This is a genomic window from Gordonia sp. LMA167 (genome assembly GCF_058130025.1).
The window spans coordinates 2,664,731-2,689,407 of the sequence record NZ_CM176708.1 but is presented as its reverse complement, the minus strand read 5'-3'; the positions used below and the strand labels follow the sequence as shown (position 1 = coordinate 2,689,407).

Below are 24,677 nucleotides of genomic sequence, written 5' to 3'. Positions count from 1 at the left end.
ACGTGACGTGGCTCACGTGTATTGCGTAGTGTGAAGGCAGGCCCACCACCCACGGGCCCGCACAACCCGACGCCCGCGCCGCCACACCCCCGGTGGTCGCGGACCGACATATGACAGAAGGCCAGGTAACCCCATGACCCTCGCAGACGATCGTGCGCACCGACTCGGTGCCCGCTCCGACGACACCGCCGGATTCACCGGCGCCTCGTTCTCACTCGACGAGCGCTACACCCGGGAGACCGGGACCATCTATCTCACCGGCATTCAGGCCCTGGTCCGGATGGTCCGCGACCGCGCCTACATCGACCGGCGACAGAATCTGCACACCGCGTCGTTCATCTCCGGATACGAGGGCTCACCACTCGCCGGTTACGACCTCGAGATCGCCCGCCGCCGGGAATACCTCGAGCCGTTCGACATCGTCCACCGTCCCGGCCTCAACGAGGAGCTCGCCGCGACATCCGTGATGGGGTCACAGGTCGCCGGACAGGTGGCTGAACTCGCCGCCGACGCCGAAGGCACCACACGTGACGGCGTCGTCGGCTATTGGTACGGCAAGGCACCCGGTCTCGATCGCGCCACCGACGCATTGCGGCACGCGAACATGATCGGCACCCATCCCTGCGGCGGAGCCGTCGCGATCGTCGGCGACGATCCGGGCGCCAAGAGCTCGACCATCCCGTGCGCCTCGGAGATGGCGCTGGCCGATCTCTACATGCCGATCATCTATCCCGCCGATTCGCAGGACATCGTCGACCTCGGCGTGCATGCGGCGGTGATGAGCCGGGTCAGCGGGCTGTGGACGTCGATGAAGATCTCCGCGCACGTCGCCGACGGCTCGTCGACCGCCGAGGTGGACCCGAACCGGATCATGCCGGTCTATGGCGACCTGGGACGCAGCCCGCACGTGCCGAGTGGGCGGCTGTTGGGCGCGAGTCTCATGGAGCTGGAACAGAATCAGCTCACGACCCGCATTCCCCGAGCCCAGGAGTACGCCCGCCTCAACGGCCTGAACAAGATCGTGGTCTCCAGCCCCGACGACCGCATCGGCATCGTGACCGCGGGCAAGACCTACCTGGATCTGCGTGAGGCGTTGCGGCTCATCGGCATCACCGACTCTGACCTGAACCGCCTGGGAATCCGCATCCTGAAACTGGGCATGGTCTACCCGATCGAACGAGACATCCTGAACCGCTTCATGTTCGACACGGCCGGCGGGGACCTGGACGAGGTCATCGTCGTCGAGGAGAAGCGCGACTTCATCGAGACGATGATGCGCGACATCCTGTTCCGGCATCCACGCGCACCGCGGATCGTCGGCAAGACGAATGAGGACGGCTCGACGCTGTTCTCCCGCTTCGGCGAACTCGACACCGACGCGGTGGCCCGCGGACTTGCCAAGCGGCTCGCCAAGCACCACCACGTGGACGCCGCACAGGACTGGCTGGACCGGAAGTCGAAGCGGCGTGGGCGGATCGAGCTGCCGCTCGCGGTCCGCACGCCCTATTTCTGCTCGGGGTGCCCGCACAACAGCTCGACCAAGGTCTCCGACGGGACACTGGTCGGCGCCGGGATCGGATGTCATGCGATGGTGCTCCTGATGGACGAGCGCCAGGTCGGCGACATCGCCGGCGTCACCCAGATGGGCGGGGAAGGAGCCCAATGGATCGGGATGGCGCCGTTCGTGACCGCCGATCATTTCGTCCAGAACGTCGGCGACGGAACATTCATGCACTCCGGTTCTCTGGCGCTGCGCGCCGCGGTGGCATCGGGCGAGAACATCACCTACAAGCTGTTGTACAACGGCACCGTCGCGATGACCGGCGGACAGGACCCGGTGGGCGCGATGAGCCTGCCGCGACTGACGTCCCTGCTGCTCGATGAAGGGGTGAAACGGATCGTGGTCACCTCCGACGATCCGGAACGGACACGGGCGCTGCGCCTCCCGGGGCAGGTCGAGGTGCGCTCGCGCGACGACATGCTCGAGGTGCAGACCGAGCTCGCAGCAGTGCCCGGGACCACCGTCCTCATCCACGATCAGCACTGCGCAGCCGAGAAGCGCCGTAAGCGCAAGCGGGGCACCATGAGTACGCCCAACCAGCGGGTGATGATCAACGAGCGCATCTGCGAAGGCTGCGGCGACTGCGGCGAGAAGTCCAACTGCCTGTCGGTGCACCCGGTGCAGACCGAATTCGGCCGGAAGACACAGATCGACCAGAGTTCGTGCAATCTCGACTTCTCCTGCCTCAAGGGTGACTGTCCGTCGTTCGTGACCGTCACGCCCGGGACCAAACGCGCCGGCCGCCGCGCCGACGCCATCTCGGCTGCGATCCTGCCTGCACCGGCACTTCCCGCACTCCGGGAGTCGTTCGCCATCCGTGTCACCGGAATCGGTGGAACCGGAGTGGTGACCGTCTCGCAGGTCGTGGCGACAGCGGCGGTGCTCGACGGTCACGCCGCGCGCACCGTCGACATGACGGGGCTCGCGCAGAAGGGCGGTGCCGTCGTCAGCGATGTGAAGGTGACGCGCAGCGTCGTCGAACAGGCCGGCAAGGTGGCCTCCGACGACTGCGACCTCTATCTGGTGTGCGATTCGCTGGTCGGCACCGACCCGGCCAACCTCAAGGTCGCGGCGCCGGAGAAGACCGTGGCCGTCGTGTCGACCACCCAGATCCCCACCGGCTCGATGGTCATCGACACGAGTGTCGGATTCCCCGCCGACGCCGCGGTCCACTCGGCGATCGACGCGAAGGTCTCGCGCGCGGTGTATCTCGACCCGGGCACGCTGTCGACGGATCTGTTCGGCGACGAGCAGTACGCCAACATGCTGATGGTCGGTGCCGCGTATCAGGCCGGGGCGCTGGCGATCTCGGCGGAATCCATCGAACGCGCCATCGAACTGAACGGCGTCGCGGTGGATGCGAACATCCAGGCGTTCCGGCGCGGTCGGCAGATTGTCGACGACCCGGACGCGGTGACGCGCGCGTTGTCGGCGTTGCACGGTGTCTCGACGGTGGAGGTGGGCCCGAGTTCTCGGGCCACGTCGGCGGTGAGCACGCTCGGGAACCTCACCGAGGACCTGGCCCACACCATCGCCATCCGCTATGACGAACTGATCGCCTATGCCGATGAACGGTACGCCCGTGAGTATCTCGACCTGGTGGACCGGGTGCACCGCACCAGTCCGGCGGATGATCTGACCGACGCCGTGGCCCGCAATCTGTACAAGTTGATGGCCTACAAGGACGAGTACGAGGTTGCCCGGCTCACGCAGGACGAGGCATTCGCGGCCCGCATCGCCGAGCAGTTCGGTGACGACGCCAAGGTCGCCATTCGCCTGCACCCGCCGACGCTGCGCGAGATGGGGATGAAGGAGAAGATGTCGCTGGGCGCATGGGCCGACCGCCCTCTGGCCGGCCTCGCCAAGATGAAGCGGCTCCGCGGCACCAAGCTGGACCCGTTCGGCCGCAACGAGATCCGACGCACCGAACGCGCGCTGATCGTGGAGTACCGGGAGCTGATCGAAACCCTGCTCTCGGCCCTGCACGACGGCCGGTTGAGCACCGACCAGCTCTCCGCGATGGTCACGCTGGCCGATCTGCCGGACATGGTCCGCGGCTACGAGAGCATCAAGATGGCCAACGTCGAGCGCTACCGCGAGGAGGTCACGAAGCAGCGAGCTGCGCTGGGGCTTTGACCTCGGGTCACACTCGGGCGGTCTCGATACGCACTCACTGCGTTTGCGCTACTCGACCAGCTGTTTGCTGGTCGAGTAGCGCGCGAGGAACGAGCGAGCGTATCGAGACCACCGCACCGTGCAGGTGGCCTATCGCGCAGCCAGCAACGCCGACCACGCCATCGCGCTCAGCACTGCCCGCAGGTCGCTTCCGCCGAACGGGGGAAGTCGGGGCGACGAGTTCAACAACCCGAAGGTCGCATGGACCCGGACCCGCGCCTCTTCCCGGGTCAGCACCCGGTCGGAATCGGCGACGACGTCGAGCAGCACGTCCACCCACTGCTCGACGTAGCGTCGCTGCAACGACCGCACCCGATGGTTGGCCTCCGCCGTCATCGACGAGAGATCGCGGTCCTGGACCGAGATCAGATCCGGTTTGGTGACGAGCACATCGATGTGAAACCGGATCAGGTCACTCAGTGTCTGCTCGGGGCCGGCGCCGCGGGCGACCACCTCGGCCCCGCCCTCGTGCAGGCGCTGACTGATGTCGACGAGCATCTGGTCGAGCAGATCGGTCTTCGACGAGAAGTGCCGGTACATCGCCGGCCCACTCACCCCGACCGCCCGGCCGATGTCCTCCAGTGTCACACCCGAGAAGCCACGTTCGGCCATGAGTCGGGCGGCGGCCTCGAGCAGTTCGGCCCGCCTCGCCGCCTTGGCCTGACCACGACGTGTGCGAGCGGGCGGCTCGGGGGACGGCGACGGCGAGGTGGTCATGGTGAACTCGAACTCTACCGCCACCGCCGCTCGCCCCGGCGACGTCTCACCAACCGTTGACGTGCAGGATGTCGTCGAGCGGTTTGCGTCCGGCCGGCTTGAAATCGGTACCCGTGTAGTAGGCCACCGGAAGCAGCACCCCCTGGTGCACGGTGGGCGGGATGCCCAGGATCTCGGCGACCTCCTTCTCGTACACCAGGTGCAAGGTGGTCCACGCCGACCCCAGCCCGCGTGCCCGCAGTGCCAGTTGCAGACTCCATGCACCGGGCAGCAGCGATCCCCACAGACCGGCCTGATTGCCCTCCGGCAGCTCACCGCCGCTGTAGATGGCGCCGATCACCAGCACCGGAACCTGCGCCATCGTGTCGGCGAGATACTGGGCACTGGACGCGACGCGACGGGCGGTGTCGTCTCGCCTCGGCTGGTTGGCCGAATACGTGGCGAACGACTTCGCATACAGGTCGGCGACCTTCTGCTTGAGTTCTGGATCGGTCAGCACGATCCAGTGCCAGGTCTGGCTGTTGCTGCCGCTCGGCGCCTGCAACGCCACCTCGAGTGCCTCTTTCACGACCTCCAACGGAACCGGTCGTTCCAGGTCGAGACGTTTACGCACCGATCGGGTGGTGGTCAGCAACTCATCGGGATCCAGAGGCAGCAGTTCGGTCATGTCGTCCTTTCCGTCACAGTGGCCGACAACGTCGGTCACCTGCCCAGCTTGCGCCACGCCGTCCGGCTCTGTCGACGTCGCCGTCGCAGTCGAACGCATCAGACCGTGGCGATCGAGATGTTCGATCAGTCCCGCCGTCAACGGCAGTTCGGCGAGCTCGGGAACCGACACCCAGCGTGCATCGGCCGCATCGTCGCCGGCCTGCAATGTCCCCGACCGCACCTCGGCGACGAAATCGTGCACCTCGAAGACCACGCCGTCGTCGCCGGGAATGTCCACCACCCAGGCTTTGTCCCCGACGTCGACGTGCAGTCCGGTCTCCTCCACGACCTCCCGCTCCACCGCCCCCAGCAGGCTCTCGCCCGGCTCGACCTTGCCGCCGGGCACAGTCCATCGACCGGCCTGCGGCGGATGCCGCCGCTGCACGAGCAGCAGCCGGTCGTCGGCGTCCCACACGATGGCGCCGACGCCGACGATCCGACGGGTCACCGCTCACCGCCCGGAGTCCGGGTGCGCCGTCGCATCGACGGCCGTTTGCGCCGGCCGAGTTCCTCGCCGATCACCGTGCGCAGTGCGACGAAGCCGTCTGGGGCGGTGATGTCGACGAGGTGGTCGAGCGTTCCGTTCGCGTGCAGGGCCGCCGCCGCAATGCCCTGCTCGTCGGCCAGTTGCGCGGCGTGCTCGGTGTCGCGGTGCACGATGATGCTCGCACCTTCGGGCGGCAGCGGCGACAGCCATGCGTCCACCGCGGCCACCCGCACGTCGGCCGGGAACAAGGCCAGCGCGGCCCCGCCGGCACCCTGCCCGAGCAACACCGACACGGTCGGCACCGTCAGCTGCACCAATTCCGCCATGCAGCGCGCTATCTCGCCGGCGAGTCCACCTTCCTCGGCGGCCACCGACAGCTCCGCGCCGGGTGTGTCGATGACCGTCACCACGGGCAGCCGTAGGTCGGCGGCCATTGCCATCCCCTGACGGGCCATCCGGAGGTCGACGGGCCTGATCAGCTCACCAGCGGCCTGCCGGTCGCGGTCCTGGCCGATGACCACCGCGGTTGTGCCACCGAATCGGCTCAGCGCCAACCAGATCGGGGCGTCGCCGCGCAGCACGACCGAGTGGTCCGGGTCGAGGACCTCGGTGAGACCGGAGCGCCCTGCCGCACGGGTCGCGACCACGGCGGCCCAGGTCCCCGGGACCCGATGGTCGGTGTGCGCCGTCGATGCCGTCTGGTCTCCGGCGGACCGGAGCAGTCGGAGAACGCGGCCCAGCTCGGCACCGAGTCGGGGTAGCGGGACCAGCGCATCGACGACGCCGTGGGCGTGAAGGTTGTCCGCGGTCTGGACGCCGTCGGGGAACGGCTCGCCGTACAGACCCGCGTACACCCTGGGCCCGAGGAAGCCGACCAGCGCCGAGGGCTGTGCCCAGGTGATGTGGCCGAGCGACCCCCACGACGCGAACACCCCACCGGTCGTCGGATGGCGCAGGTACACCAGATACGGCAGCCCGGCTGCCTTGTGCGCGTTGACCGCCCCCGTGATCGCGACCATCTGCAAGAAGGCGGCGGTGCCTTCTTGCATCCGCGTGCCTCCCGATGCGGGTAGCGCGAGCAGCGGGAGCTGCTCGGCCGTCGCCCGTTCCACGGCGGCGACCACACGTTGCCCGGCACTGCGTCCGATCGAACCACCGAGGAAACCGAACTCACTGATCACCATCGCGACCCGGATGTCGTGGATGCGTCCGCTGCCCGTCACGATCGACTCGTCGATGGCCGTTCGTTCACGTGCACGTTCCAGAGCTGATCTGTACTCCAGACTGTCCGGCTCCCAGTCGACCGCCCGGTCCCACGACTCCCAGCTGTGCTCGTCGACGATGAGGTCGACCACTGTGCGAGCGTCGACGCGTTGTGGGTTGGTCACGTTTTCACCCTAGACCGATGAACTCGGCGATCGTCCTCGGTCATACTGCACGAAACCATCCACGACAGGAGATCCACATGGGCGACTACACCGTGACCCGGACCGAGACCATCGCTGCGCTGCCGGAGAAGATCCATCCACTCATCGTCGATCTCCACGAGTGGCGTCGATGGTCACCCTGGGAGGACATCGATCCCGATCTGAGCCGGGAATACTCCGGCGCCGAGAAGGGCATCGGCGCGAAGTATGCGTGGTCGGGAAATCGTAAGGCGGGCAAAGGCACCATGGAGATCACCGACGTCACCGAGCCGACCAGGGTTGCCGTACAGGTCGCTTTCGAGAAGCCGATGAAGTCGACCAGCACAAGCGTTTTCACGCTGGCTCCCCGCGGAGCGCAGACCGAGGTGACCTGGACCATGACCGGACCGCACTCCCTGTTCTCCCGCGTTGCGGCACCATTGGGCCTGTTCGACAAGATGCTCGGCAAGGACTTCGAAAAGGGCTTGGCGACATTGAAGTCCGTGGCGGAGGTCTGATCGCGGCCGGGTGGCCGGGTCACGGTCTCAGCGCGAGTACACGACCCGGGTCCCCAGCACGACATCTTGGATGGACCGACGCCGCAGATCGACGGCGACCCAGACGAGGCCGACCGGAAAGAATGTGTAGAACACCGCGCGCAGAAGAGCAACGCTGGGGCGCATCACATCTCGCTTGCGGCCACGCACCCGCAGTCCCATCACGACGCAGCCGAGCGTACGACCGGAGATCGCCCAGCACAGCGTGTTGTAAGCGATCGATCCGCCGATCAGGCCCGTCGCGGTGAACAACGGCCCCGGGTTGGGGAAGCTGAAGGTCGAGGCGTTGACGATCAGCATGGCGATCGCGAAACCGACATAGGCGCTGCCGAGAAGCGCCCAGACGGTGGCCAGATCGATGAAGGCGGCGATACCGCGGCTGACGATGCCCGCCGTCTTGTCGGTGTCGTGCAGTTCATGGTGCGAATGCTCACCCGACCCGGGAACCCGATTGGTCCCGGCGTCCTTCGCGTCAGTCATCCGCGCTTCCACCGACCTGCGGCGGCTCATCCGCCACACCATTGACGCGCCGACGCAAGACGCGTCCGACGATGTTGGCGACCGCATCGTCGGCGCGCTCGCCGCTGCTGCGCACGTCGGTCATCACGTCGGCCGTGACCGAGGTACTCGCCTCCCGGATGATGTCGGTGAGGTCAACGCCTTCGATGATGTCGTTGGCGAGGCCGATCAGGTCGACCCGATCGAGGATCGCCTCGACGTCGATGCGGGCGGCGATCGCGTCGATGTCGAGGGTGCCGGCAATCGCGTCGAGGTCGACGTGGGCGACTGCAGCGTTCAGGTCGACCCGGTCGCGGATGACGGCGTCGAGATCGACGCGGTCCAGGATCGCCTCGATGTCGAGGCCGGCCGCCACCGCGTTCAGATCGACGTTCTCGCGCACCAGGGTGGTCAGGTCCATCTCGGCGATGATGGCCGAGATGATCGCCACGACAATCGCCTGCACGCGCTCGACCACGACCGGCGCGGTCTCGAGCACCCGCTCCCCCTCGACCGCCAGTCGGGCCACCCCGCGTCGCCCGGCCGGGCCCACCACGGGAAGTCGCAGCACGAATCGGGCTCCCGCCGCCGCGAGCCGTGCCGACGCGATCGCTGCGCGCGTACCGACCGCGACCGCACCGACGGCCACGACGATCTCTCGCGGCACCTCGTTGTCTCGACCCACGCATGAATCGTAGTCACAGGTGAAGCCGAACAACGGCGTTGGCATCGAAGAAAGATGTAGCCGTTGTCCCCGCGTGACGGGGACAACGGCTACGGATCTCGGCGAGCGGTGCGGCTACAGAGCCTGGTACAGCTCGCGCGCCAGGTTGGCGGTCTCGCTCGGGGTCTTGCCGACCTTCACACCGGCGGCCTCGAGGGCCTCCTTCTTGGCCTGCGCGGTACCCGAGCTCCCGGACACGATGGCGCCCGCGTGACCCATCGTCTTACCTTCCGGCGCAGTGAATCCCGCGACGTAGCCGACGACCGGCTTGGACACGTTGGCCTTGATGTAGTCGGCTGCACGCTCCTCGGCATCGCCACCGATCTCACCGATCATCACGATGACCTTGGTGTCGGGGTCCTTCTCGAAGGCCTCGATCGCATCGATGTGAGTGGTGCCGATGACCGGGTCGCCGCCGATGCCGATGGCGGTCGAGAAGCCGATGTCACGCAGCTCGTACATCATCTGGTAAGTCAGGGTGCCCGACTTGGACACCAGGCCGATCGGGCCGGTGCCGGCGATGTTGGCCGGGGTGATGCCGACCAGCGACTCACCGGGGGTGATGATGCCGGGGCAGTTCGGGCCGATGATGCGGGTCTTGTTGCCCTTGGACACGTTGTACGCCCACGCATAAGCACTGTCCTGCACCGGGATTCCCTCGGTGATGACCACCAGGAGCGGGATCTCGGCGTCGATGGCCTCGATGATCGCATCCTTGGCGAACTTCGGCGGCACGAACGCGATCGAGACGTCGGCGCCGGTCTCCTTGATCGCCTCCTCCACGGAGCCGAACACCGGCAGCTCGACGCCGCCCTCGTGGCTCACCGTGGTTCCGGCCTTACGGGCGTTCACGCCGCCGACGATGTTGGTGCCGGCCTTGAGCATGAGTGCGGTGTGCTTGGTGCCCTCGCCGCCGGTGATGCCCTGGACGATGACCTTGTTGTCTTTGTTCAGAAAAATCGACATTGCTCTGGTTCCCTTACTTGCTCGCCAGTTCGGCGGCCTTGTCGGCGCCGGAGTCCATGGTTTCGGCGAGCGTCACCAGCGGGTGATTCGCATCGGCCAAGATCTTGCGGCCTTCTTCGACCTTGTTGCCGTCGAGACGGACAACCAGCGGCTTGTTGGCCTCGTCACCCAGCTTGTCCAGGGCGCCGACGATGCCGTTGGCGACCGCATCGCACGCGGTGATGCCGCCGAACACGTTGACGAACACACTCTTGACCTGCTCGTCGTTCAGGATGACGTCGAGACCGGCGGCCATCACCTCGGCGGAGGCGCCGCCACCGATGTCGAGGAAGTTTGCGGGCTTGACGCCGTCGTGCGCCTCACCGGCGTACGCGACGACGTCGAGGGTGGACATGACCAGGCCTGCGCCGTTGCCGATGATGCCGACCTGACCGTCGAGCTTGACGTAGTTGAGGTCGTTCTCCTTGGCCTTGAGCTCGAGGGGATCGGTGGCGTCGCGGTCCTCGAAGGCCTCGTGTCCGGGCTGACGGAAGTCGGCGTTGGCGTCGAGGGTGACCTTGCCGTCCAGCGCCAGGATCTGATCGTCGGGGGTGCGAACCAGCGGGTTGACCTCCACCAGCAGGGCGTCTTCGTTGATGAAGACCTCCCACAGCTTCTGGATGGTCACGGCCGCGGCGTCGAGCACCTCGGCGGGCAGCTTGCCGGCCTCGGCGATGCTGCGAGCGAAGGCGAGGTCGACGCCCTTGACGGCATCGACGGGGATCTTGGCCAGCGCGTCGGGGTTCTCCTCGGCGGTGACCTCGATCTCGACGCCACCCTCGACCGAGCACATGGCCAGGTAGGTGCGGTTGGTGCGGTCGAGCAGGAAGGAGATGTAGTACTCCTCGGCGATGTCACTCGCCTCTGCGACCAGCAGCTTCTTGACGACGTGGCCCTTGATGTCGAGGCCGAGGATCGCCTCGGCGTTCGCGACCGCCTCGTCGACGTCCTTGGAGTACTTGACGCCGCCGGCCTTGCCGCGGCCGCCGACCTTGACCTGTGCTTTGACCATGACGGGTTTGCCGATTTCCTCGGCAATCTCACGTGCCCCGGCAACCGTGTCGGTAACACGGCCGGCCGAGGTGGGCACCTCATGCTTGGCGAAAAGTTCCTTCGCCTGGTATTCGAAGAGATCCATTCAGCTCACCATCTCGTAGGTTCGTCCGCAGAAGGATGTAACACCGCGGGGTGTATTGCGGGCCATATCGGACTCTAAACCTGCCGCGTATGGGCTTTGCCGCCGCACCCGCCGCTTGTGCGACAGATCACTCGCTCGGTCGGCTCTGTATACATCGGCAGCCACATCCGGACCCGACCGCCGGGGCGGCTCGAGCGTTCATGTACTGTCGCTGGTCGGAACGATCCGAGAGGGTTTGGCAAAGCGAATCCACCGTTCGCTCAAGTCATCTCCACTGTGGCCATCTTGTGATGCATCTCACATACGCACGGGTTTTACCCCCGTAGCGTTGGACTTGCCGCAATCATTTCGTTACCGTCGGCTGGCAGTTGGTCACAAAAGGATTACGGGCAACAACGGGTAATCCTCGTTGGTGAAGAGATGGGGTGGACGATTTGACGGGACGTGGTTATCCGGGCCGACCGGTCACGACCGCCGGGCAATCCGCCGCGCGCCTCGTCGACGACGAGTCTGCGTCGGAAGTCACCACGATCATCCCGATCGACGAGTTCGCTGACGAGTCGACCACCTGGGACTCCACCGACGAGGCGTGGGATGCAGGGTCGTGGGAACGCTACTACCGGCCCACCCGCTCGGAGATCACCCAGGACATCCTGATCCCCGAGAGCGAGTTCGACGCCTACGAGCACGACGAGCCGTTCGACGTCGACGGCGCCCGCCCCGACACCTTCTCCCTGAGCAGCACCGAGAGCGGCGAGCTCCCGCTGCGGATCGACGGCGAAAAGCCGTTTCGGACCAAGCCCGCCTCCGGCGCCACACGCCAACGGGGCAAGCACCGCCTCAGTGCGCCGCCCACGGCCCTCAAGGGTGGCCGGGCCGCACTCATCGCGATGGCTGCCGGCGCTGCCGTGGCCGCCGTCGCGCAGGTCGGTTCGACCGACACCACGACAGCCACCCCCACCAACGCCGCCAACGTCGGCACCACCGGCGAGGCCACCGACCTGGGTCCCGGACTCGCCGCCACCGCCCCGACGAAGGACCTGGGCACCTTCACCGACCAACTCGCCGTCGGCAAGCAGATGGCGGACGCGGAGGCACAACGCGAAGCGCTGGCCCGCCGCCCGATGTTCGAGTCGCCCATCCCGCTCGGCAAGTACGACTTCACATCGACGTTCGCGATGCGCTGGGGCAGCTTCCACGGCGGCATCGACCTGGCCGCGCCGCTCGGTACCCCGATCCACGCCGCGACCGACGGTGTCGTGATCGAGGCCGGCCCCGCGTCCGGCTACGGCAACTGGGTCCAGATCCGCGCCGCCGACGGCACGGTCACGATGTACGGGCACATGGCGTCCTCCGGCGTCCTGGTGCAGAAGGGCCAGCGCGTCACCGCCGGCGACGTCATCGCCCTCGTCGGCAGCGAAGGCTTCTCCACCGGACCGCACTGCCACTTCGAGGTCTGGAAGAACGGGACCATGAAGATCGATCCGGCCCCGTGGCTCGCAGAGCACGGCGTCAAGCTGGCGGCCTACACCGGCGGATAGGGCTCGGCGGCACCTCAGGCGACTGCCGTTCCACCTCCTCAGGCGACTGCCGCGCCACCTCCTCAGGCGACTGCCGCGCCACCTCCTCAGGCGACTGCCGAGAGAACCCAAAATTTCGCCGAGAGAACCCGCAGTTCGCGATTTCGCGCGGATGATCAGCGCGGCGGGTTCTCTCGGCGAAATTTTGGGTTCTCTCGGCCTCCATGCTGGTGGCGTGAGAGGGATGGTGCGGCTGCGCTGGTGGCGGTGCGGCCGCGCTGCGGGGGCTAGATCTTGTCGCCTGGCAGGCCGCCGGCGGTCAGGAGAGTGACCCGCCCGACGTTTCCGCCGAAGTCGAACGTGATGCGTTCGGTCGCCCCGCTGCCCTCCTTCGCCACGGCCTTGCCGAGTCCGTACTTGGGGTGATTGATGCGGTCGCCCACCTCGTAGTTCACCTGTTTGTTCCGGCCGCGGGTCGGATCGGTCGAATACGACGAACGCCCGAGGCCACTGCCCCCGAACCCGGAGTCGCCACGGCCGAAGACCCCGCCCGACGATCCGAGGTGTCGGCTCGCGGACCGGCGCGGTTCGGTGCGGCGCCAGTCCACCAGATGCTGCGGAATCTCTTGTAGGAAGCGGGATTCCGGATTCGAGACCGGCTGCCCCCAAGAGGCCCGGGTCATCGACCGGGTCACGTAGAGACGCTCCTTGGCACGTGTGATGCCGACGTAGGCCAGGCGACGCTCCTCGCTGAGCTCGGCGGGATCCCCCAGCGCCCGCATGTGCGGGAAATGTCCGTCCTCCCAACCGGTCACGAACACGACGGGGAACTCCAAGCCCTTCGCGGTGTGCAGCGTCATGAGGGTGACCACACCGTCGCCCTCGTCGGGAACCTGATCGGCGTCGGCGACGAGCGAGACCTTCTCCAGGAACGCGGCCAGCGAGCCCGGCTCGGGTTCGCCGTCGTTGACGGGAACATCCTCGTCGAGTTCGTCGACTTCGTCGGCCGGGCTCGCGAGTCCGGCCGCGTCGGCGCTGAATTCCCTTGCCACCGCGACCAACTCGTTGATGTTGTCGAGTCGGGCACCGTCCTGCGGATCGCGCGACGCCTCGAGTTCGGCACGGTAGCCGGTGCGTTCGACGATGGCGTCGACCAGTTCGCCGATGTCGGCACCCTCCTCGGTGGCGTCCACGACGGCGACGTCCTCACTCGCCTCGCCCGCCGCGCCGAAGGTCGCGAGGAAGTCGTTGCGGAGCCCTTCGATCAGATCGACGAAGCCACCGATCTGCTTGACCGCACGGGTGTTCAGCAATCCGACCTTGCCTTCGGCACCCTCCAGCAACGCCTCGTAGAAGCTGATGCCTCGATTCTCCGAATGTACGGCGACACAGGCCTCGGCGCGGTCGCCGATGCCGCGTCGCGGCGTGTTGAGGATGCGTCGCAAACTGACCGCGTCGTCCGGGTTCGCCACCACCCGCAGATAGGCGACGACGTCGCGAACCTCTTTGCGTTCATAGAACTTCGTCCCGCCGACCACCTTGTACGGGATGCCGTGCCGCACGAAGACCTCTTCGAGGGGCCGCGAGCCGGTGTTGGTGCGGTAGAAAACCGCGATGTCCGAGTAGGAATACGGCGACAGAGGGCCCGCTCGCTCCGCTCCCGGCGCCCGGGACAACCCACCGATCGAGTAATCGGTGAGATCCTCGATCTCCTTTGCGATGAACAACGATTCGTCGCGGTCCGAGTCGGCGACATAGCCGACGATCAGCTCACCGTCCCCGGAATCGGTCCACAGCCGCTTCTCCCGCCGGTTCTCGTTGCGAGAGATCACCGCATTGGCGGCCGACAGGATGGTCTGGGTGGACCGATAGTTCTGCTCGAGCAGGATCGTCTCGGCGTTCGGATAATCCCGTTCGAACTCCTCGATGTTGCGGATCGTCGCGCCACGGAACGCGTAGATGGACTGGTCCGCGTCCCCAACCACGCAGAGTTCCGACGGCCCCACCGGCGAATCCGTCTGCTCGTCTCCGACGAGTTCGCGGACGAAGACGTACTGGGCGTGGTTGGTGTCCTGGTACTCGTCGACCATCACGTGGCGGAACCGGCGACGGTAGTACTCGGCGACCTCCGGGTGACGCTGCAGCAACGAGACCGTCTCACCGATCAGATCGTCGAAATCGAAGGCGTTGGCCGCTTGCAGGCGCCGCTGATACTCAGCATAGATCTGCGCGACGACCACCACCGACGGTTCCCCGTCGCCTGCCTTCGCAAGCGCCTCGTCGGGGTCGATCAGCTCGTTCTTGAGGTTCGAGATGCTCACCGCGACACCCCGCGGGCTGAACTTCTTCGGATCGAGCTCCAGATCGCGGATGATCATGCCCAGCAGCCGCTTCGAGTCGTCGGAGTCATAGATGGAGAAGTTCGAATTGCGCGCCCCCAACAGCGCCGATTGGGCGCGCAGAATGCGTACGCAGGTGGAGTGGAACGTCGACACCCACATGTACGCAGCACGCGGGCCCACCAGATCGATCACCCGCTCACGCATCTCGGCGGCGGCCTTGTTCGTGAAGGTGATCGCGAGGATCTGCCCGGGCGATGTGTCACGCTCGGCGAGCAGGTAGGCGATCCGGCGCGTCAGCACAGCCGTCTTCCCCGACCCCGCACCGGCGACGATCAGCAGGGGCGAACCGGCATGCAGAACCGCCGCGCGTTGCTGCGGGTTGAGACCGTCGAGCAAACGGGCCGTGGGGTCATCGGACGTGGCGACGCCGGCTCCGTGGGAGCGTTGCGCCGTCTCTCGGGTGGAGCTTGTCATCAGGAGACAAGGCTACCCCCGACGGCGGACAACTCCCGCGCCGCGCCGTTGCCCAGGCGTTACGATGTGCCCGAATCGGGGGTGGGGTCGGGTCATTCATCCGGCCCATGTCGCCGACCGGGTACGGCATGATCTGCTGTTTACATCGACGATCGTGGAGATCGTCTCGGTTTCGGAGGGTCTGGGTGATGAACGGTCGGTCCAACACCGTCCCCGCTCTGATGTTCGGTCTGGGCGCACTCGCGCTGATCGCGGCGCTGGTGGTGACCTTCGTACCGTTCCCCACCGACGGGTCGTCGGCACCGACGTCGGCGTTCACCGCCCAGAAGGAACTCGACGAGGTCGCCTTCGCGCTCGGCAGCAGCCCGGGGGCGCGGTACACGGGCACGCTGACAACGACCGGCGAGGAACCGGGCGCGACACCGAAGTCGGTGGAATTCGACGATCTGACGGTCGCATCCACAAAGAATGCCGACGGTGAGATCACCTACCGCTCGACCGCCGCCCAGTATCGCCAGATCGGCAACTACCGGTATGTCAACGCCCCGTCGCAGTTGTGGACCGACCTGTTCGGTGGCTCCGCAGGTGCCGGCCGGGTCGATCTCGGCCCGACCGAGAACAAGTGGACCGACCTGCGCTACTCCGGGCTTCCCGACCTGGGTTATCTGCTGTCCCCGGCTCTGCTCGCCGGCCGGATCGGCAACACCGAGCGGGTCGAGGCGCCCGAACTGGGCCTGCAACTGCCCGCGCCCAACGCGGGCCTGCCCGACGCCCGCTACTGGCCGACCAGTGACCCGGTGATCACCGCGGTCGGCGATGACAAGGTCCGGGTCGGATCGATGGAGACCACGTTCGACCCGACCTCGAAGAAGGTCACCCACATCAAGGGAGAGTTCGTCCGCGGGGGCTATCGGGTGTCCATCGACACCGCGGTGACGCCGTTGCAGCCGGAAGATCTCACCACGCTGTTCGCCGACGAGCATGAGCTCGTCGACGACCTCGTCAGCGTTCCGGCACCCGCGGTTCCCCTTGCCGACAACGCGGTCGTCGCACGGGGCACGGGCTCATGTACGACTGCCGCATGCGAATTCGCACTCACCGCGAACGGCACCGTCGCAGCGGACGTGGCCGCCGACATGCGCGGGGTGAACGGCCACGTCAATTTCGGACTGACCGTCAGGTTCGCCGTCGACAACTTCCGGCCCGGCGAACGCGGCGGGACCTGCACGCGAGTGCTGACGACACCGTTCGGCGGGCAAGCCCAGACGAAGTGCTCGGCCACCGACCTCCCGCCCGGCTCCCGCAACGTCCGGACCGACACGACGATCCAATACCTGCCGTTCATCGACCTCGCCGCATCGGATCTCGACGACTACATCGTCAGTCAGGAGAAGTCGAGCACCCTGCCGATCACCATGGTGCGCACGGGATCGAAGAAGCCCGAAGCGGCTCGCTACAACGACCAGGAGGCGGGCTTCCCGAGCAGTTACGGGGTGAAGGCGGGCAACTACACCTTCGACGGGGTCGGTCCCGAGGGCAATCTGTTCGTCGCCTTCGCACCGGGCTACGCGGCCACGCACGTCATCGCCGGCCGCCTCGACCCGAGTTGGTCCGGAACCGCGCTGCTCACCGACCAACTCCGGGCGCAGGTGACCGCCGCCGGCGACCGCCCGATCACCTACGTGACCGCCGAAGAGGAACTGGCAACCGCGCTGCGCCGGCTCGCGCTCCTCGAAGGGATCGGTCTGGACAAGGTGACAGTGTTCTCCGCACCGGTCGAGACGTCCTAGGTCGAGCGGACTCGGCGATCAGCCGACCAGCCGCGCCTCGGCGACTTCCCCCACCCGGCCCTCACCGGTGTGCAGCGCCAGCCCATCGGTGACAGGACGCACCGAGATGCTGCGGCCGCGACCCTCCAACTGCACGTAGGCGACGTGCAGACCCGGCTCGACAGCCACCCGTACGGGGGTGCCGTGGTCGAGTGACAGGTCGATCTGACCGGCGGTGTTGGCGCAGTAGCTCACGGCGATGGTCCATCGCCACTGCAGAAGTGGGCCGTCGAGGGTCAGCCGCGCGGGACCGGTTATCTCCGGTCGATCGCATGCGCCCCGACCGGGCCTGATCGTGCGTGCCGGGGTCACCGCCCCCGGCACCATGGTGCCGCTGCTGTCGAGGACGTTCAGCCGGTCGGTCGTCACGCCGAACTCGGGTCGGTCACGCAGCCGCCCGAAGGTGTGGCTGATCTGGTTGTTCGGGTAGGCGACGGGCAGCAGTACCTCGAGCGGCAGGGACTGGTCGAACATCGTGTGGTCCTGATTGGCAGCGAGTGAACGCTTCGCGTTCGCGAGGTAGTCGCCGGTCGGGTCGTCACGCCACGAGGTCGCGAACGATGCCAGCGAGATCATCGCCGATGCGATCGCCAGGCCGGCCGCGATCGCCACACCCACGCCGACGAGTTGACCGCGCTCCGCTCGCTGGCCGGCGTGCCGACCCGACGCCGCCGCACGCGCGCCCTCCGTGCGCGACGCCACGGCCGGCGACCCGACGATGAGCGCGATCGCGATGGTGAAGACCAGTGCGGTATCGGGCAGATAGCGCATGGTCTGCGCCAGTTCGAGTGCCGTGTTGGCACTCGAGCGATTCCACATCACCGGGATCTGTGCGGCAATCATGTACCCGGCGGCACACAGGACGACGGCGAGCGCACCGCGCCGCCGCGCCACCGCCCACCCCACCAGCGCCGCCACGACCAGCCACCCGAGAATGATCATCCAGACGGGAGGGAAGCCCATCGGCGGACTCGGGACCCAGCGCTCCCACTCCCAGGGTCCGCCCACCAACGAAGGGACAACCGCATCGTTGATCGTCCGCCACACCAATCGCGCCGTCTGCGCCACGGAATGCTCACCGGCCGTGGCGTCGGACACCGAGAAGAAGATCAGTGTCCACACCACGAAGATCCCGCCCATCGATGCCCAGAGGGCGCGCCCACGGGTGAACGCTCGGACGAGTGCGGACTCCGGGTAGGCGGTGGCTGCGGCCGAGTCGGGATCGTCGGCGACGCGAGTCGTGACGGCACCGCCGGAGGCACCGGGTACACGCGGGGCGTCCATGCTGCCGGAGAACCGCACGGCCAGCACCGCCGCCGCGAACGCCACGGGCAGGATGAACAACGACTTCTCGAAGAACGCCAAGGCCACCACGAAGATCACCGTCGATCGGATCAGGATCGATCGGGCGTCCGGGCGTCGACCGGTCGACCGCGCCAACAGCACCGCATCGGCAACAATCCAGGCCATCGCGGCCTGCATCGGCAGTGAGTTGAGTGCCGCCGCCCACCAGGCGAAGGCCGGCACCGTCATCGGCGTGAAGAGGTAGAACGCCAGCGCGAGCAGCGCACCGAGTCCCGCGGCGGGACCGGCGAGAACCCGGATCATCCGCCAGACCGCCAGCGACGCGAGTACCTGCAGCACGATCAGAGTGATCGCGGGGACGATCCAGTTGACCGGTGCGATCAGCGTCGACACCCCGGCCACGAGGAACGCCGCCGGCATGAAGTGACCGTCGTGGCTGTGCCCGAGGTAGTCCCAGCTGAGGATCGGGTTCGACGATGCACGTCCGATGAGGACCAGGTCATCCCAGTAAAAGTTGCTCGACAGGGCAAGCCAGCCACGGATCACGAGTTGTGCCACTATCAGAGCGATGGCCACCCACGAGACCGTCCGGCTGCTCAGCATGCGGTCCAGTCTCACGGCGTGAACCGCCCGTGGCAAAATCGGTCTGGTGACTCACGCCAACACACCTGACGAGACGGCCGGTGCCGCGATGCCGTTCGACGCGGATGACTACGACCTGTCTGACGACGTCTCGGGCTTGGCCGACGACATCGACGTCCTCCGTCTGGAGATCGACAGGCTCGACGCGATGATTCTCGCGTCGGTCAAGCGACGCTCGGCGGTCTCGAAGAAGATCGGTGCCATGCGCATGGCGTCGGGCGGTCCGCGCCTGGTGCACAGCCGTGAGGTCAAGGTGCTCGATCGGTTCGCCGAACTCGGTCAGGAAGGCCACACGCTGGCCATGCTCCTGCTGCGACTGGGCCGCGGTCCGCTCGGCCGTTAGCGGGGTGACTCCGACCCGGTCACGGTCCGCGCATGACGTCGCGGGTCCACCGGCGACAGCATAGGGTGAAGGCCATGAGTGACGTCTCCGGCAGCGACTTCGACATCAGTGACCACGACGACATCACCGCCACCCAGTCCTGGCAGGCCCTCGCCGCGCATCAGCCGCACGTCTACGCGATGCATCTGCGTGAGGTCTTCGCCGTGGACCCGGAGCGTGGCCGGGAACTGACCATCGACGTCGGCGACCTGCACATCGACTATTCCAAGCATCGCGTGCTGCGGGAGACGCTGGAACTGCTCACCAGTCTGGCCCGCGAGGTCGGGCTGGAGGACCGGCGCGACGACATGTTCGCCGGCGAGCACATCAACACCTCTGAGGACCGCGCGGTCCTGCACACCGCGTTACGTCTTCCGGCCGACGCCTCCCTGACCGTCGACGGGCAGGACGTCGTCGCCGACGTGCACGAGGTCCTGACCGCGATGGGCGCGTTCACCGACAAGCTGCGCAGCGGGGAATGGAAGGGACACACCGGAAAAGCCATCACCGACGTCGTCAACATCGGGATCGGCGGCTCCGACCTCGGACCGGTGATGGTGTACCGGTCGCTGCGCCATTACGTCGACTCGAACATCCGCTGCCACTTCGTGTCCAACGTCGACCCCGCCGACATGGTCGGCACCCTCGCCGATCTGGACGCGGAGACCACACTCTTCATCATCGCCTCCAAGACATTCACCACATTGGAGACGCTGACCAACGCCGCGGCGGCACGGAGTTGGCTGTTGGAGAAGCTCGGTGCCGGGGATGACGCGGTTGCCAAGCACTTCGTCGCCGTCAGCACCAATGCCGACGAGGTCGCGAAGTTCGGCATCGACACCGTCAACATGTTCGGGTTCTGGGACTGGGTGGGCGGGCGCTACTCGGTGGACTCGGCCATCGGCCTCTCGGTCATGGCGGCGATCGGCAAGGAGCGGTTCGCCGACTTCCTGGCCGGGTTCCACGTCGTCGACGAACACTTCCGCACTGCACCGCTCGAGCAGAACGCGCCGGTGATCCTGGGTCTGATCGGCCTCTGGTACAACAACTTCTGGGATGCCCAATCACGCGTGGTGCTGCCCTATTCCGACGACATGGCACGGTTCGCGGCGTATCTGCAGCAGTTGACGATGGAGTCGAACGGCAAATCGGTGACCGCTCACGGACATCACGTCACGACGGATACCGGAGAGATGTTCTGGGGTGAGCCCGGCACAAATGGTCAGCACGCGTTCTACCAGTTGCTGCATCAAGGCACGCGGATGATCCCGGCGGACTTCATCGGCTTCGCTCAGCCCACCGACGATCTGCCGACTGCGGACGGCTCGGGCTCGATGCACGATCTGCTGATGAGCAACTACTTCGCCCAGACCAAGGTCTTGGCGTTCGGCAAGACCGCCGACGAGATCGCCGCCGAGGGAGTCGCTCCAAACGTCGTGGCGCACAAGGTGATGCCCGGCAACCGACCGTCGACGTCGATCCTCGCGCCGGAGCTGACCCCCTCGGTCATCGGGCAGCTTATCGCCCTCTACGAGCACCAGGTGTTCGTCGAGGGCATGATCTGGGGCATCAACCCCTTCGACCAATGGGGTGTGGAATTGGGCAAGACCCAGGCCAAGGAACTGCTGGGAGTCCTCGTCGACGACACTTCCCCAGCGCCCCAAGATGATTCATCGACCGACGCGCTGGTCCGCTGGTACCGCCAACACCGCGGCCGCAAGGCCTGACGCTGCGCCGCTCGCAAGCGTCACCCGCCGATCCCTGAGCAGCGAGCAGGCGTCACCCACCGATCCCTGAGGAGCCTCGCGAGGAACGAGCGAAGCGTCACGAAGGGCCTCCCTGTGGAGCGAGCGCGCTCGCGAACTTCACCCCGATCCCTGAGGAGCCTCGCGAGGAACGAGCGAAGCGTCACGAAGGGCCTCCCTGTGGAGCGAGCGCGCTCGCGAACTTCACCCCGATCCCTGAGAGCGTGTTTGAAAACTCAGGCAAGTTTGGCCAGTCGTCGTGACATGGTAGCGATGAGGGCGATGTACACCATGTTTTCGTGGTGGTCGGGTCGGGTTTCGTAGTCGCGGACGCAGCGGCGGTGTTTGACGATCCAACCGAAGGTGCGTTCGACGACCCACCTGCGCGGTAGGACGTGGAATCCAGTCATGTCGTCGGTGCGTTTGACGATCGTAACGGTTAGTGCCAGAACGTTTTTCGCCCAGATAAGCAGTCTGCCGCGGTAGCCGCCGTCAGCCCAGACCATAGTGATGGTGGAGAACTGGGCGCGCAGCGCGGCCAACACTCGGGCACCACCGTCGGCGTCCTGGATGTTGGCGACGTGGACCACGATCGCCAGCAGCAGACCGGTGGTGTCGACGGCGATGTGGCGTTTGCGTCCGTTGACCTTCTTGCCGGCGTCGTAGCTGCGACTGGCACCGGGCACGGTATCGGCGCCGGGGATCGATTGAGCGTCGATGATTGCCGCGGTCGGCAGCGGGTTGCGGCCGTCGGCCACGCGCAGCATGTCGCGGAGGCAGTTGTGGATGCGGCGCCACGCTCCACTGGTGACCCAGCGGTGGAAGATCGCGTAGACGGTCATCGCGGGTGGGAACTCCGAGGGGAGTTGTCGCCAGGCGATACCGCCGCGGACAACATAGAAAACGGCGTCGAGAACGGTTCGGCGACACCACTTCTCGGGTCGGCCACCGCGTCCTGCGGTGTTCCCGGCCGGTGGCAGGAGCGGTTCGAGGACCGCCCACTGGGCATCGGTGACACTGGAGGACGGATAGACCTCGCACCGATGACCAGACCCGTGGGTGGGGGTCGGGCAGGACGGGCACGCACCGATGGGTGATGATGGCATGGTGAACTCCTGGTGAGTACGTGTTGTTAGCACTCACTGACCTACCAGGAGTTCACTCAAATCCCATCCGTCACACGCCGCACATCCGAGTTTTCAAACACGCTCTGAGGAGCCTCGCGAGGAACGAGCGAAGCGTCACGAAGGGCCCGGCTACCAGCGTGATTCGTCGAAGACCTCGTCGGGGATCTCGTCGCCCGGTTGCACACCGAGCGCCTCGAGACGGCCCATCAACGCTGCGGCCACCGCGATGAAAGTGATCAGATCCTGTGGTTCCGTGGAGCGTTCGGCGGGATCGCCGCCCATGAACTCGTGCACGGCCGGCGGCACACAGTCCCCCATGTCGATCGCTCGCAGACCAGTCGCCGTGCGCCACGCGTCGAAGCTCGCGGCATCCACGGCTTCGGCGATGTCGCCGTTGCGCACCGCGGCGAGCACCTCACCCACCGACGCCAACGGCCCGCTGCTGCCGCTCGACGGATCGAAACCGACCACGGTGTCGCCGCCGATATCGGGATCGTCGGCGAGGGTGAAGTACACGATCCCCCGCCAATCGGCGCCGAGCGCCGCCACGTCATCGCGCCCGAAGACGTCGATCAGCAGTTCGCTGACCTCGTCACAGCGCCGCTCACCGAACAATTGAAACGCGCCATGGGCCACAACCTGCCCCTGCTTTGCCGACACATCGGCTACCTTACGCAGGGTGATGGGATCACAGACCGCGACGCAGGTGGCACGGCGTGTGAGTCTGCTCGCGTGCGCCGCGATCGCGGTCGTCACTGCCGGGTGCACATCGTCATCCACCTCTGACGAGGTGACGCCCACCTCGGTTCCGACCAGTGCTGCCGTCGCGGCGCCGCGCGGCCAGACCGATCTCTCCGCCACCGGGACCCCACTCACCTTCGGCGAATCCGCCGTCCTGCCCGCCCACACCTTCGCGGCCACCGGCCCGCACGCGATGTTCACCGTCACCGGGATCACCCCCGCCGAGGGTGTTCCCGACGACGCCACCAACGGCGGCACCGCCTACTTCTTCTACGTCACGGTGACCTCGTTGTCGACGCGTCCGGCGTCCGCACCCGACGTTTTCGGGTTGAGCGCCAGCGCCGACGGAAAGACCCCGGCCTTGACGTTCTCCCCTACACCCGGGCTGCCCGACTGTCCTGCTTCGACGCCGCCCGAACAGATGCGACGGGGCGAGTCGTACTCCACCTGCCTGGTGTCCGTGGCGGATCGGGGGCAACGCCTCCAACGGGTGATCTACTGGGCCGACACCGCCGGCCAGGAAGCGCTCGACTACAAGAGCGCGCCCGTCGTGTGGTCACCGGCCGGATTGCCCGCATCCGCCTCTCCGAGCGCGGGCCCGGCCGCGGGCTGACACCCCATCGCGGTGCGAACCGGACCAACGGCCCGGGATCTACCTCCGACAGCACCATGAAAAGCGCCCTCGACATGCGCCCTGTGGAACGAGGCCGGCGAAATAATGTCGGCGGCCGCCTCCTGTGGGGGCGCTTCTCAGGGGCGCTTCTCAGCGAAGCATGTCAATGCAGGGGCGCACCGAACCGCGTCACACCATCCGACGGGTGATCGCCGACGGTAGATAGCGCAGGGCAGCCGCGATCGGCAGCCAGGGCCAGGTCGGGACGGGCGCCCAGGCGGACTCCTTCTCGATGGCGGCCACCATCGCCGCGACCCCCTTGTCGGTGCCGGTCATCATCGCCGTCTGCACACCTCGGTTGATGTCGGTCTCGATGTACCCGGGCAGAAGGACCGACACCGTGATCGGCGATCCGGCGAACTCGGCCTGCAGCCCCTGGCCGAGTGCCGAGAGTCCGGCTTTCGACGCCGAGTACGCGGCCTGGGCCTTGGGCAGGCCGCGGATCGCGCTCATCGAACTGACCAACACCAGATGTCCGTGCCCCTGGGCGCGGAAGATCTCCAGGGCCGCCTCGGCCTGGGCCAGTGCCCCGACGAGGTTCGTCTGGATCGTTTCGATGTTCGCAGCGGCGTTGCCGGTTCCCAACGGCGCCCCTTTCCCCAGGCCGGCGTTGACGATCACCCGGTCGAGACCACCGAGTTCGTCGGCCAGTGCGGTGAAAACCCCGGGGACCGAGTCGGTGTCGGTGACGTCGAGCCGCGCGGTGGCCACCTGCGCGGCGGCCGGCCGCAATTCGAGTGCGAGCTCATCGAGCCGATCGAGACGTCGGGCACACAGGGCCAGCGCCCGACCCCGGGCGGCGAACATGCGTGCCATTCCTTCACCGAGCCCGGAGCTGGCGCCGGTGATCAGGATCTTCTGCCGTGTCGTTGCGGTCACGGCACCCCAACCTACCCGCAACGGAGGGCTCGCAGGTCGACC

Annotated in this window: 19 protein-coding genes and 1 pseudogene; 7 read left to right on the top strand and 13 right to left on the bottom strand. The window is 66.8% G+C overall.

Going from position 1 to position 24,677, the window contains the following annotated elements; translation table 11 throughout:
- The first annotated feature begins 133 nt into the window (after window positions 1-133).
- On the top strand, window positions 134-3,697 hold the full coding sequence (locus ACVT6V_RS12135) for an indolepyruvate ferredoxin oxidoreductase family protein (protein WP_489900000.1): 3,564 nt from the start codon (window positions 134-136) through the stop codon (window positions 3,695-3,697).
- A 129-nt stretch (window positions 3,698-3,826) separates the two neighbouring features.
- Here ACVT6V_RS12135 and ACVT6V_RS12130 read toward each other — a convergent pair whose 3' ends face one another.
- The 4 genes and pseudogenes from ACVT6V_RS12130 to ACVT6V_RS12115 all read right to left on the bottom strand — a co-directional run bounded on the left by ACVT6V_RS12130 (window position 3,827) and on the right by ACVT6V_RS12115 (window position 7,036).
- The gene (locus tag ACVT6V_RS12130; protein ID WP_489900788.1) at window positions 3,827-4,453 is read right to left on the bottom strand and encodes a TetR/AcrR family transcriptional regulator; all 627 of its coding nucleotides are present in this window, start codon (window positions 4,451-4,453) and stop codon (window positions 3,827-3,829) included.
- Between the two features lie 46 nt (window positions 4,454-4,499).
- Complete coding sequence (locus ACVT6V_RS12125; RefSeq protein ID WP_489900787.1) at window positions 4,500-5,120, bottom strand: nitroreductase family protein; 621 nt, start codon at window positions 5,118-5,120, stop codon at window positions 4,500-4,502.
- Window positions 5,121-5,312: 192 nt separating this feature from the next.
- A pseudogene (locus ACVT6V_RS12120) lies at window positions 5,313-5,546 on the bottom strand (NUDIX domain-containing protein); the annotation flags it as partial.
- 59 nt (window positions 5,547-5,605) lie between these two features.
- Window positions 5,606-7,036, bottom strand: coding sequence for a carboxyl transferase domain-containing protein (locus ACVT6V_RS12115; RefSeq protein WP_489899998.1), 1,431 nt, complete (start codon window positions 7,034-7,036; stop codon window positions 5,606-5,608).
- Window positions 7,037-7,113: 77 nt separating this feature from the next.
- Here ACVT6V_RS12115 and ACVT6V_RS12110 point away from each other — a divergent pair, with 77 nt between their 5' ends.
- The gene (locus tag ACVT6V_RS12110) at window positions 7,114-7,572 is read left to right on the top strand and encodes an SRPBCC family protein (RefSeq protein WP_489900786.1); all 459 of its coding nucleotides are present in this window, start codon (window positions 7,114-7,116) and stop codon (window positions 7,570-7,572) included.
- Window positions 7,573-7,599: 27 nt separating this feature from the next.
- Here ACVT6V_RS12110 and ACVT6V_RS12105 read toward each other — a convergent pair whose 3' ends face one another.
- The 4 genes from ACVT6V_RS12105 to sucC form a co-directional block, all read right to left on the bottom strand.
- On the bottom strand, window positions 7,600-8,091 hold the full coding sequence (locus tag ACVT6V_RS12105; protein ID WP_489899996.1) for an RDD family protein: 492 nt from the start codon (window positions 8,089-8,091) through the stop codon (window positions 7,600-7,602).
- Complete coding sequence (locus tag ACVT6V_RS12100) at window positions 8,084-8,794, bottom strand: hypothetical protein (protein ID WP_489899995.1); 711 nt, start codon at window positions 8,792-8,794, stop codon at window positions 8,084-8,086. The genes ACVT6V_RS12105 and ACVT6V_RS12100 overlap by 8 nt, the downstream gene beginning before the upstream one ends.
- A 114-nt stretch (window positions 8,795-8,908) precedes the next feature.
- Window positions 8,909-9,799 (bottom strand): succinate--CoA ligase subunit alpha, encoded by an 891-nt coding sequence (gene sucD / locus ACVT6V_RS12095; RefSeq protein ID WP_489899993.1) that lies wholly within the window; start codon window positions 9,797-9,799, stop codon window positions 8,909-8,911.
- A 13-nt stretch (window positions 9,800-9,812) separates the two neighbouring features.
- Entirely contained in the window at window positions 9,813-10,976 is a 1,164-nt protein-coding gene (sucC, locus tag ACVT6V_RS12090; protein ID WP_489899992.1) for an ADP-forming succinate--CoA ligase subunit beta, read from the bottom strand.
- A gap of 425 nt (window positions 10,977-11,401) precedes the next feature.
- On the opposite strand from sucC, the gene ACVT6V_RS12085 reads away from it, so the two are divergent.
- Window positions 11,402-12,517, top strand: coding sequence for a M23 family metallopeptidase (locus ACVT6V_RS12085; protein WP_489899990.1), 1,116 nt, complete (start codon window positions 11,402-11,404; stop codon window positions 12,515-12,517).
- 266 nt (window positions 12,518-12,783) lie between these two features.
- On the opposite strand, the gene ACVT6V_RS12080 is transcribed toward ACVT6V_RS12085, so the two are convergent.
- Window positions 12,784-15,312 (bottom strand): UvrD-helicase domain-containing protein, encoded by a 2,529-nt coding sequence (locus ACVT6V_RS12080; RefSeq protein ID WP_489899988.1) that lies wholly within the window; start codon window positions 15,310-15,312, stop codon window positions 12,784-12,786.
- Window positions 15,313-15,500: 188 nt separating this feature from the next.
- On the opposite strand from ACVT6V_RS12080, the gene ACVT6V_RS12075 reads away from it, so the two are divergent.
- Window positions 15,501-17,102, top strand: a complete 1,602-nt coding sequence (locus ACVT6V_RS12075; RefSeq protein ID WP_489899986.1) for a hypothetical protein — start codon at window positions 15,501-15,503, stop codon at window positions 17,100-17,102.
- Between the two features lie 18 nt (window positions 17,103-17,120).
- Here the strand turns inward: ACVT6V_RS12075 and ACVT6V_RS12070 are convergent, their stop codons facing one another.
- Window positions 17,121-19,049, bottom strand: a complete 1,929-nt coding sequence (locus tag ACVT6V_RS12070) for a hypothetical protein (RefSeq protein ID WP_489899984.1) — start codon at window positions 19,047-19,049, stop codon at window positions 17,121-17,123.
- Window positions 19,050-19,137: 88 nt separating this feature from the next.
- Here ACVT6V_RS12070 and ACVT6V_RS12065 point away from each other — a divergent pair, with 88 nt between their 5' ends.
- Together ACVT6V_RS12065 and pgi are read left to right on the top strand one after the other, a co-directional pair.
- The gene (locus tag ACVT6V_RS12065) at window positions 19,138-19,431 is read left to right on the top strand and encodes a chorismate mutase (protein WP_489900785.1); all 294 of its coding nucleotides are present in this window, start codon (window positions 19,138-19,140) and stop codon (window positions 19,429-19,431) included.
- 74 nt (window positions 19,432-19,505) lie between these two features.
- On the top strand, window positions 19,506-21,197 hold the full coding sequence (gene pgi / locus ACVT6V_RS12060; RefSeq protein WP_489899982.1) for a glucose-6-phosphate isomerase: 1,692 nt from the start codon (window positions 19,506-19,508) through the stop codon (window positions 21,195-21,197).
- A gap of 254 nt (window positions 21,198-21,451) precedes the next feature.
- On the opposite strand, the gene ACVT6V_RS12055 is transcribed toward pgi, so the two are convergent.
- Together ACVT6V_RS12055 and ACVT6V_RS12050 are read right to left on the bottom strand one after the other, a co-directional pair.
- On the bottom strand, window positions 21,452-22,321 hold the full coding sequence (locus ACVT6V_RS12055; protein WP_489896485.1) for an IS5 family transposase: 870 nt from the start codon (window positions 22,319-22,321) through the stop codon (window positions 21,452-21,454).
- A gap of 150 nt (window positions 22,322-22,471) precedes the next feature.
- Window positions 22,472-23,002: a hypothetical protein gene (locus ACVT6V_RS12050; RefSeq protein ID WP_489899981.1), complete on the bottom strand. Its 531-nt coding sequence runs from the start codon at window positions 23,000-23,002 to the stop codon at window positions 22,472-22,474.
- A gap of 22 nt (window positions 23,003-23,024) precedes the next feature.
- On the opposite strand from ACVT6V_RS12050, the gene ACVT6V_RS12045 reads away from it, so the two are divergent.
- Window positions 23,025-23,696, top strand: a complete 672-nt coding sequence (locus ACVT6V_RS12045; protein ID WP_489899979.1) for a hypothetical protein — start codon at window positions 23,025-23,027, stop codon at window positions 23,694-23,696.
- Window positions 23,697-23,885: 189 nt separating this feature from the next.
- Here ACVT6V_RS12045 and ACVT6V_RS12040 read toward each other — a convergent pair whose 3' ends face one another.
- Window positions 23,886-24,635 (bottom strand): SDR family oxidoreductase, encoded by a 750-nt coding sequence (locus ACVT6V_RS12040; RefSeq protein WP_489899978.1) that lies wholly within the window; start codon window positions 24,633-24,635, stop codon window positions 23,886-23,888.
- Window positions 24,636-24,677: the final 42 nt, after the last annotated feature.

Coding starts and splice junctions, on each gene's coding strand:
- ACVT6V_RS12075 (WP_489899986.1), top strand. CDS start 15,501: ATGAACGGTCGGTCCAACACCGTCCCCGCTCTGATGTTCGGTCTGGGC.
- ACVT6V_RS12065 (WP_489900785.1), top strand. CDS start 19,138: ATGCCGTTCGACGCGGATGACTACGACCTGTCTGACGACGTCTCGGGC.
- sucC (WP_489899992.1), bottom strand. CDS start 10,976: ATGGATCTCTTCGAATACCAGGCGAAGGAACTTTTCGCCAAGCATGAG.
- ACVT6V_RS12125 (WP_489900787.1), bottom strand. CDS start 5,120: ATGACCGAACTGCTGCCTCTGGATCCCGATGAGTTGCTGACCACCACC.
- ACVT6V_RS12055 (WP_489896485.1), bottom strand. CDS start 22,321: ATGCCATCATCACCCATCGGTGCGTGCCCGTCCTGCCCGACCCCCACC.
- ACVT6V_RS12110 (WP_489900786.1), top strand. CDS start 7,114: ATGGGCGACTACACCGTGACCCGGACCGAGACCATCGCTGCGCTGCCG.
- ACVT6V_RS12130 (WP_489900788.1), bottom strand. CDS start 4,453: ATGACCACCTCGCCGTCGCCGTCCCCCGAGCCGCCCGCTCGCACACGT.
- pgi (WP_489899982.1), top strand. CDS start 19,506: ATGAGTGACGTCTCCGGCAGCGACTTCGACATCAGTGACCACGACGAC.
- ACVT6V_RS12045 (WP_489899979.1), top strand. CDS start 23,025: ATGGGATCACAGACCGCGACGCAGGTGGCACGGCGTGTGAGTCTGCTC.
- ACVT6V_RS12080 (WP_489899988.1), bottom strand. CDS start 15,312: ATGACAAGCTCCACCCGAGAGACGGCGCAACGCTCCCACGGAGCCGGC.
- sucD (WP_489899993.1), bottom strand. CDS start 9,799: ATGTCGATTTTTCTGAACAAAGACAACAAGGTCATCGTCCAGGGCATC.
- ACVT6V_RS12105 (WP_489899996.1), bottom strand. CDS start 8,091: ATGACTGACGCGAAGGACGCCGGGACCAATCGGGTTCCCGGGTCGGGT.
- ACVT6V_RS12135 (WP_489900000.1), top strand. CDS start 134: ATGACCCTCGCAGACGATCGTGCGCACCGACTCGGTGCCCGCTCCGAC.
- ACVT6V_RS12070 (WP_489899984.1), bottom strand. CDS start 19,049: ATGCTGAGCAGCCGGACGGTCTCGTGGGTGGCCATCGCTCTGATAGTG.